The 532-nt window shown below is 67.5% G+C and carries 1 protein-coding gene; it reads right to left on the bottom strand.

All coding sequences use genetic code 11. The features are described 5' to 3' along the window. A partial coding sequence (locus E9565_RS21970) for a sulfurtransferase (protein WP_255726434.1) occupies positions 1 to 532 on the bottom strand: 532 nt, incomplete at both ends.

The following is a 532-nucleotide window of genomic DNA, read 5'->3' as shown; positions in this document are numbered from 1 at the left end:
GCCTTGCTCCACGGGATGTTGATCGCGGTGGGCACGTGACCGGCCCGCTGCGACTGCTCCTGGGGCAGGTGGGCGGGCGCGAGGATCTTGCCGGAGAACTCGTCGGGCGAGCGCACGTCGACGATGTTCTTCGAGCCGATGGAGGCCACGACCTCGTCGCGGAACGCGCGGATCGACAGGTCCGGCTCGGACGCCTTGTACTGGGTGGCCGGGCGCTGAGGAGCGTCCTTGGACAGCGGGCGGCCGTCCAGCTCCCACTTCTTGCGGCCGCCGTCCATCAGCTTGACGTCGGAGTGGCCGTAGATCTTGAAGTACCAGTACGCGTAGGCGGCGAACCAGTTGTTGTTGCCGCCGTACAGGACGACGGTGTCATCGTTGCCGATGCCCCGGCTCGACAGCAGCTCCTCGAAGGCGCTCCTGTCCAGGTAGTCGCGGCGCAGCGGGTCCTGCAGGTCCTTCTTCCAGTCCAGCTTGACGGCGCCCTCGATGTGGCCGCCGTCGTAGGCGGTGGTGTCCTCGTCGACCTCGACGA

This window comes from Blastococcus sp. KM273129 (assembly GCF_021698995.1).
Taxonomy (GTDB): domain Bacteria; phylum Actinomycetota; class Actinomycetes; order Mycobacteriales; family Geodermatophilaceae; genus Blastococcus.
The sequence above is the reverse complement of the archived record's forward strand: the minus strand, read 5'-3'. Positions and strand labels throughout refer to the sequence as shown.